Source organism: Arthrobacter sp. I3, from assembly GCF_000520575.1.
GTDB classification, from domain to species: Bacteria; Actinomycetota; Actinomycetes; order Actinomycetales; family Micrococcaceae; genus Arthrobacter; species Arthrobacter humicola_A.
Genome location: NZ_KI914918.1, coordinates 23,904 through 31,792, shown reverse-complemented (window position 1 = coordinate 31,792; position 7,889 = coordinate 23,904). Strand labels below are relative to the sequence as shown.

At 69.2% G+C, this 7,889-nt stretch carries 8 protein-coding genes; 4 read left to right on the top strand and 4 right to left on the bottom strand.

Annotated elements, in window-relative coordinates; genetic code table 11:
- Together Y706_RS24635 and Y706_RS0109365 are read left to right on the top strand one after the other, a co-directional pair.
- On the top strand, window positions 1–464 hold a 464-nt coding region (locus Y706_RS24635; protein WP_043435723.1), incomplete at its 5' end, for a 3-hydroxyacyl-CoA dehydrogenase family protein.
- 32 nt (window positions 465–496) lie between these two features.
- The gene (locus Y706_RS0109365; protein ID WP_028276389.1) at window positions 497–1,120 is read left to right on the top strand and encodes a GNAT family N-acetyltransferase; all 624 of its coding nucleotides are present in this window, start codon (window positions 497–499) and stop codon (window positions 1,118–1,120) included.
- Here the strand turns inward: Y706_RS0109365 and Y706_RS0109360 are convergent.
- A complete protein-coding gene (locus Y706_RS0109360; RefSeq protein ID WP_043435720.1) occupies window positions 1,117–1,953 on the bottom strand; it encodes an SGNH/GDSL hydrolase family protein in 837 nt (278 codons plus the stop codon). The two genes, Y706_RS0109365 and Y706_RS0109360, sit on opposite strands and share 4 nt — an antisense overlap.
- Window positions 1,954–2,106: 153 nt before the next feature.
- Here Y706_RS0109360 and Y706_RS0109355 point away from each other — a divergent pair, with 153 nt between their 5' ends.
- Window positions 2,107–2,844: a tyrosine-protein phosphatase gene (locus Y706_RS0109355; protein WP_043435719.1), complete on the top strand. Its 738-nt coding sequence runs from the start codon at window positions 2,107–2,109 to the stop codon at window positions 2,842–2,844.
- An 11-nt stretch (window positions 2,845–2,855) separates the two neighbouring features.
- Here Y706_RS0109355 and Y706_RS24630 read toward each other — a convergent pair whose 3' ends face one another.
- Window positions 2,856–3,215, bottom strand: coding sequence for a hypothetical protein (locus Y706_RS24630; protein WP_052355042.1), 360 nt, complete (start codon window positions 3,213–3,215; stop codon window positions 2,856–2,858).
- On the opposite strand from Y706_RS24630, the gene Y706_RS24625 reads away from it, so the two are divergent.
- Complete coding sequence (locus Y706_RS24625) at window positions 3,214–5,787, top strand: S1 family peptidase (protein ID WP_043435717.1); 2,574 nt, start codon at window positions 3,214–3,216, stop codon at window positions 5,785–5,787. The two genes, Y706_RS24630 and Y706_RS24625, sit on opposite strands and share 2 nt — an antisense overlap.
- 113 nt (window positions 5,788–5,900) lie before the next feature.
- Here the strand turns inward: Y706_RS24625 and Y706_RS0109345 are convergent, their stop codons facing one another.
- Both Y706_RS0109345 and Y706_RS0109340 read right to left on the bottom strand, forming a co-directional pair.
- A complete protein-coding gene (locus Y706_RS0109345; protein ID WP_028276386.1) occupies window positions 5,901–7,154 on the bottom strand; it encodes a globin domain-containing protein in 1,254 nt (417 codons plus the stop codon).
- Window positions 7,155–7,407: 253 nt separating this feature from the next.
- Window positions 7,408–7,824 carry a PaaI family thioesterase gene (locus Y706_RS0109340; protein WP_028276385.1) on the bottom strand — a complete coding sequence of 139 codons (417 nt, stop codon included), beginning with the start codon at window positions 7,822–7,824 and terminating at the stop codon, window positions 7,408–7,410.
- Window positions 7,825–7,889 lie beyond the last annotated feature (65 nt).

Genomic DNA, 7,889 nt, shown 5'->3' with positions numbered 1-7,889 from the left:
TGAAGCGGCCGCAGAACTTCCTGGGCCTGCACTTCTTCAACCCCGTGCCGGCGTCGACGCTCATCGAGGTGGTCCTCGGCGAGCAGACTTCCGACGCCCTGGCCCAGGCCGCCCGCGGGTGGGTCGAGGCGCTCGGCAAGACCGCCGTCGTGGTCAACGACGCGCCCGGATTCGCCTCCTCCAGGCTGGGCGTCGCGATCGCCCTCGAAGCGATGCGCATGGTGGAAGAGGGCGTGGCCACCGCTGAAGACATCGACAACGCCATGGTGCTGGGCTACAAGCACCCCACGGGACCGCTGCGGACCACCGACATAGTGGGCCTGGACGTGCGCCTCGGCATCGCGGAGTACCTGCAGTCCACGCTGGGTGACCGTTTCGCTCCGCCGCAGATCCTCCGCGACAAGGTCGCCCGCGGCGAACTGGGCCGCAAGTCCGGCAAGGGCTTCTTCGACTGGACCAAGTGACCGGCATTCGTGCGTGCCCCTAGGATGGTGCGGTGACTTCCCTAGACCGCCCCGCGATCGCGCCCATCACCCTGACCGGCAAGTACGTCGTCCTTGAGCCGCTGAGCCAGGACCACCATGACGGCCTTGTCGAGGCGGCACGCGACGGCGAGCTGTGGCACCTCTGGTACACCAGCGTGCCCGCCCCGCAGCACATGGCCGCCGAGATTGAGCGTCGCCTGGCCCTGCAGGACAGCGGCGCCATGCTGCCCTTCACCACGCGGCTGCTCGACCCCGCCACGGGCGGACCGGGCCGGGTGATCGGCATGACCACCTACATGAACATCGACGCCGCCACGCCCCGGGTGGAGATCGGCTCCACCTGGAACGCGGCGTCCGCGCATGGCAGCGGCAGCAACCCGGACTCCAAGTTGCTGCTGCTGCGGCACGCCTTCGAGACGCTGGGCTGCCCCGCCGTCGAGTTCCGGACGCACTGGCTCAACCACCAGTCCCGCGAGGCGATCACGCGGCTGGGGGCCAAACAGGACGGCGTGCTCCGCAGCCACACGCGCAGCGCCGACGGGGCGCTGCGAGACACCGTCGTGTATTCCATCCTGGAACATGAATGGCCGATGGTCCGGAACGCCCTCGAATCCCGGCTGGCCAAGCGGCGCTAGCGTGCTGAGTAGGCCTTGGCCCCGTTAAGCGATGCGAAGTACGCCTCGTAGCCCCGGGCGTTCGGGTGGAAGTTTTCGGGACTGGCGAGGGCCGTACGGCTGAAATTGATCCACGGGGCCGCAGAGTTCACGCCGTGACCGGCGAAAGCGGTCCGGACATCGACGTATTCCGCTCCGGTGGCCCGGGCGGCGGCGGCGATGGAGCCGTTCAGGCCGTCCGCCAGGACCGTGGCCTTGTAGATGAACCGGGACATCGGATCAGCCTGGCCTGGCGCGACCGGATCGTAGAGGTAGGGGTAGCCCGTCACTACAACCTTGGCGTTGGGGGCGGCAGCCTTCACGCGCTGGATCATTGCTGTCACGTCGCCGGACAGTCGATGGCTGGAGATCTGGCCCTCGGCGTAGGCACTGGCGGCATCGCACAGCGGACCCGCAGCGGGATTGACTATGGCGGCGCCGCAGGAGGCGAGGATTTCCGCAAACCGGAGGTTGTTGCCGCCGGCAGTGATGGTGACGAGCCCGGTGGTCCTGGTCAGGCGCCTGAGCTGGGTGTTGACGACGTCCTGGGTCGTCTTGCCGCTGCAGGCCGCGTTGGCGACGAGTTTGATGGTCTTGGTGTGGGCAGCGAGTTCGGAATAGCTGTTCTCGCTGCGGTAGCAATCATCCAGGTACGGCCCCGCCCCCAGCCCGGCGGCATAGGAGTCTCCGAGCGCGACGTACCGGGTCCTGTCCGCCGCCTCCGCCGGTACCGCCGCCACACCGGCCGCCATGGCCAGGGCGGCGAGACCGGCCGCCAGAGCGGTCCGCCGGCGTCGAAGTTTCAGAGGTCCCATGGTGTTCTCCTCAGTGGCACCCTGGGTTCAGCGCCCGTGCCGTGAAAAACGTGCTGCGAAGCGTTAACCCCGCACCATGCCAATGGTCCCATTGTGTATAACGTTTGTGAATCCTGCCGCGGATCGCGCCGGTGCGTGTGCTTAGCTTTCTGGATGATCATTCCTGCAGCGCCCCTGGGCCAAGCCAAGGGGCAGGCGGTGCCCGGAACCGTGGAGTGGGAGGGGGCCGTCAACGCGTGGAACGTGGCCGGGGACGTGTTCCGCATGGGACGGCGGGAATGGCTCACCGAGGCCGGCTGGCGGCAGGTGCACCGCCGGGGCATCCGGACCGTCATCGACCTCCGCAACGAAGCCGAAATCCGGCGTAGGGAGACCGATCCGCCGGTGCGGGCTGAGGCCCTGGCCGGTTTAGACGTCGTGCTGGCCCCCACCGAAGACCCGGACAACCGCGAATTCCGCGAGCTCTGTGTGCCGTACCTCAACGACCCCGCCTGTTATGCGGACAACGCCAGGCTGTTCCCGCACCTGCTGGCCCGGGTCTTCAAGGCGGTGGCCGCCGCGGAGGGCGGTGTGGTCATCCATTGCTCCGCGGGGCGGGACCGGAGCGGCATGATCGCCGCCATGCTCCAGGACCTCGCCGGTGACAGCGACGAGGCCATCGTGAGTGGCTACCAGCGCTCCATGCGGGGCATCAACGAGCACCTCCGGCACGCCGCCGTCCCGCATCCCCACGAGCGCTTCCTCCCCGAGAACGTGCTGGTGCCCCTGCTGGAATCCCGGGGCCAGAGCCTGCTGCAATTTGTCCGGTCCCTCAACACCGCGGACTACCTCTTCCGCCACGGCGTGACGACCCCGGAACTCGCGGCCATCCTCGGAAAGCTCGGCCGATAGGGTGGGCGCAGTTAGGGTAGGCCAGTGAAGACTCCGAAGTTCCAGCCGATGGTGCGGGCGGCCGCTGCCCTCGCGATTGCGCTTGCCGGTACCGTGCCTGCCTTGGCGCTGACCGCGGTCCCGGCGATGGCCGAAGCCAACGCCCCAGTCCCTGCAGACCCGGCGCCGGCTGCGTCGGCGATGGCGACGCCGGTTTCGACGCCGGTGCCGGTCTCGACGGCGGTTCCTGCGCCGGCTGTGTCTGCGGTCCCGACGGCGGTCCCGGTGCCGCCGCCGGCTGACGCGCCTTTGGCCGGTTCTTCTCCGGTGCCGTCCGCGACGCCGATCAGCGATGCCGGCCTCGCCGAGGCCGTGCGGCGGGACCTTGGCATGACTCTCGCGGAATTCGACGCCGCCGGTGCACTTGCCCGGCGGGCAGCCGACGCCGCGCCCTCCCTGCGGGCCCTCCCGGGTTATGTGGGGATCAGCCTCGCTGGAGGCAAGGTCGCGGTTGAGGGCAGCGGCGCCGAGCTCCGGGCCCGCGTGGCCGAACTGAACCAGTCCGGCCCGGCCGACTTCCTGCTTGCCGCCCCCGCGGCCGCCGCCGCTGTCCCGTCAGCCGCGGAGCTGCTGGCCTCCAGCACCCAGCAACTGTTCGAGGCCTATGTCCGCGAGGTCGGGGCCGCCGGGCTGCAGGCTGTCACCTACACAGACGGCCACTTTGTCATCCGCGCCGGCGGCACCAACACGGCGCAGTCCGTTCCGGCTGCCGACGCCCTTCCCGTCCTTCCGGCCGCAGTTCCCGCCTCCGTTGTTCCCGCCTCCGGCGCGGGTGTGCAGCCGGCGAAAGCTCCGGGCCCGGTGCCGAAGATGTCCGCGGCCGAATTCGTGGCCCGCTACGTCAACGTGACGCTGGAACAAGGATCCCGGATCACCACCGAGGAGGACTACTTTGGCGGCGAGGGCTACATCGTTGACGGCCTAGCCCTGTGCTCGGCCGGGTTCGGGGCCTTCAGCCCCGCGGGCGAGCCTCTGGTCCTGACCGCCGGGCACTGCGCCGGTGACGGCTCCGCGAAGCAGGCCGAGATCGAAAATCCGGCAGGTGCGCCAGCGGCCGGGGGTGCAGGTTCTGGCGCGGCCGCCGGGATCCTGGGCACCTTCGGGTTCAGCCAGTTCGGCGGCACCGGCAATTCCAAAGTTGCGCCGGACGGCACCAACGTCGGCACGGACATCGCCGTCCTCCACGGCATCAGGAGCGGCCTGGACCTCCAGCCCGCCGTCACCCGATGGGACAAGCCCGCCGACCCGGGGCCGACGTCCGTGAAGATTGTGGGAACAGTGGCTCCTTTCCAGGGCCAGCCCGTGTGCCGGTCCGGCCGGACCACCGGGTGGAGATGCGGCACGGTGGACTCGGTCGGCATCTGGGCCATGGTTGGGCCAAATTCACTACCGCCCGATTATGACAACGATCTCCGGGCGGTCCGGGGCTTCGACTCAACGTCCGTCACCTCCGGCGGCGGGGACTCCGGCGGCCCGTGGATCAGCGGGAACTTCGCCGTCGGGCTGCACACGGGGGCTGAAAGTACCGACCAGGGCGTCCAGACGCGGGCCATCGCGACCAGCCTCGAGGACGCCATGGGCCAGGTCCCCGGCGGTGTCCAGCTGCAACTGTTCCTGGCCAAACCAGCGCTCGCGGCGGCCTCCACCGGAACCGTCACGGCCGGTGAGCCGATTACCGGGCACATCGATGCCGGCCCGGCCTCCGTGGTGGCTCCGAATTCCAAGGTCCGCATCACCGTCCTGAACCAGAAACCAGGCCAGACCTCGGGCCAGAAGGACGGCCAGCCCCTGGAAGTACCGGTCGACGCGTCGGGAAACTGGCAGTTCCCTGCACCGTCGTTGGCCGGGCCATTCAAGTTCTCGGCTGAGACCGTGAACGGCTTCAGCGGCTCCGGCGCCGTCGCCCTGTCCGTCGATGTCTCCCGCCTCGCGGCTCCGGCCATCACCTCACCGGTGGACGGCCAGCCGGACGGCCCGGGACTCACCGCCATCGAAACCATCGAGGGCACAGGAGAAGCCGGGGGCACGGTGCGGCTCTCCGGCGACTTCACCGGGACCGGGCTCGTTGACGCAGACGGCCACTGGAGCATCAAGGTGGCCGATCAGCCGGTCTTCGGAAAAATTTCGGTCACGGCAGTGCTCACGGCCCCCGGAGAAATGGACAGTCCCGCGGCGACCCGCACCTACACCGTCATTCCGCCGGCTCCGGCGGTGTCGAACCTCAGGGACGGCCAACACCTGCGACAGGACGCCCTGCCAGCCACCATCTTTGGCACGGCCCTTCGAGGTGCCGGCGTGGCCGTGGCTGTGGACGGGGTGGCCGTGGACTCCGTGCAGGCCGGTTCCGGTTCCGGAGCGGGCAATACCGCGCTCGAGCCCGGGACCGCGCGGACCTTGGCCGGCAGTGCCCGGTGGAGTGTCACGTTCCCCGCGGAACTGGTCGCCGGTGCGCACACCTTGACCGTGACGCAAACCGTTGACGGCGTCGCATCGCCGCCGGCCGCCGTGGCGTTCAGCGTCGACGCCGCGCCCGTTTCCGGGGAAACTCCGGCCGGGCCGCCAGCCGGGACACCGGGATCCGTGCAGCCGCCAACGCCTGGCCGGCCGGCGGTCCCGCAACAGCCCGCCAACCCGGCCGGGGCTCCCGCCGGACCGGTCAAACCGGCGCAAGCTCCCGCCCCGCCGGCGGACACCTCCGTCATTGCGGGCGGCACGGCACCGGACAACACGGCACCAGGCAACACAGCACCAGGCAAGACGGCACCAAGCAACACGTCGGGCACCACAGGCCAGCTAGCGAGCACGGGCGCAGGCGGGCTCCTGCCCTTGGCGGGTCTCGGCGCCGGTGTCCTGCTGCTCGGCGCGGCCTTCGTGGCGTTCGGCCGGCGCCGGGCGGTGCGTTAGCCGGGGGCTCCAAGCCCGGGCTCGCCGGAAAGCCGCGGGTCGCCGTACCGCTACGGCGACCCCGCAAGTTTTGGGCGAATCCGGGCGTTCGGGAGGAAACAGCGGGCCGCGGGTTACTGGAAGTCAGCCAGCCAGAGATCCGGGCCGAAAACCTCGTACTGAATGTCCTTGGCAGGGACGCCACCGGCAATCAAGGCGCTCCGAACCGACTTCAGTAACGGCAGGGGGCCGCAGAGGTAGTACTCGGCGTCGTCCGGGAGTTCGACGTCGCTGACGTCCATGAAGCCGGAGAACACGGAACCGGACGCCTCACCGGTCTCGCGCGCCTCGCCGGTCCCGCCCGCCTCACCGGTCCCCGCTGTCTCCGCGGGAGTCAGGAACCACGTCTTCAGGGTCCCGTCCGCGAGTTTCGCGAGATCTTCCCTGACCTGCGCGCGGAGCGGGAAGGATGCCTCGCTGTCATCGGCATGCAGCAGCATCACCTGGCGTCGTGAACCGGACTGCACCAGGTGGGAGAGCATCCCGGCCATGGGCGTGATGCCGATTCCCGCGCTGGCCATGACCAGGGGCCGGTCCGTGTACTCCAGCACAACGTCGCCGAACGGAGCCGAGAGCACCACCTCGTCGCCTACCTGCACGTCATTGTGGAGCAGACTGGACATCTCGCCGTCGGGAGTCGGAAGCCCGTGGACCCTCTTGACGGCGAACTGCCGGTGCTGGCCGTCGTCGGCCTTGGTCAGGCTGTATTGCCGGGGCTGCTGTACGCCGTCGGGCATGGTCATCTTGAGGGTCACGTACTGCCCGGGCAGGGACGGCTTGACGTCCCGCTCGTCGGTCCGTTCGACGACGAACGAGACGACGTCGGCGGTCTCCTGGATCCGCTGCACCACCCGCCACGTCCGCCAAATGGTCTCGGGGGAGAGGTGCACTGCGTTGTACAGCCCGCGCTCCTTGTTGATGAGCAGGTTCGCCATCAGCCAGTAGACCTCATCCCAGGCGGCGGCGACCTCGGGAGTGACGGCATCGCCCAGAACATCCACGATTGCCCACATGAGGTGGTCGTGAACAATCTGGTACTGGTCCGGGCTTAGTCCCAGCGAGACGTGTTTGTGGGCCACCCGGGAGAGCAGATGGTCCGGCACCTGGTCCGGTTTCTCCACGAGCATGCCGGCGAAGGCCGCGATGGATCCGGCGAGTGCCTGCTGCTGGCGGCCGTCCGCCTGGTTTCCCCGGTTGAAGAGCCCGTCCAGGAGATCCGGCTGCGCCTCGAACATATGTTTGTAGAAGCGCTTGGCGATTTCCTCGATGTGCTGCCCGACTACGGGCAGCGTTGCCTGAATGACGGGAAGTGAGGTGTCTGAGAGCATGGTGGATCCCTTCCGGTGAGACCGGTGATACCCGGCGGTGCCGGGCGACTCAGCACTTCCAAGCTAACAGCCGCGGCACCGTGCCTTCCGGGCCGATCGGCCCTACATCGGGGGCGGGGTCCGGTGTAGGCGGCCTCTGCCCTCGGCCCGAGTTCGCCGGAACGTTGCAGGGTCGCCGGAAAGATACGGCGAACCCGCACGGTTCCGGCGACTCCGAGGGTCGGGCCCACGCCGCGAGCTGCGCATCCGGTGCTCAGGCCTTGCGGTCCAGCAGCAGGTTGGTGATCCGCAGCGTGCAGATTCGCTGGCCGGTCTCGTTCGTGATCAGCACCTCGTGGGTGGTCAGGGTGCCGCCCAGATGGATGGGGGTGGCCGTGATCGTGACCAGTCCCTCGCGGGCCGACTTGTGGTGCGTGGCCGAGACGTCGACGCCCACCGCCGTCTTGCCCAGGGTGCTGGCGTGGATGACGGCGGCCCAGGACCCCACGGCCTCGCCCACGGCCAGTGAGGCGCCACCGTGCAGGAGCCCGAACGACTGCCGGTTGCCCTCCACCGGCATGGTCGCGACCACGCGGTCCACGGACTCCTCGACGATCTTCACGCCCATCTTCTCGTCGAGTTCCCCCAGGGTGATTTTCCACAACTCGGTGCTGCCGGTCTCGGGCGTCATAGCGTCTCCTTTGTTGCCGGCCGGCCGGGTCCCGGACGGTCGGTGCCGCCGCGGCTAGTGTGCGG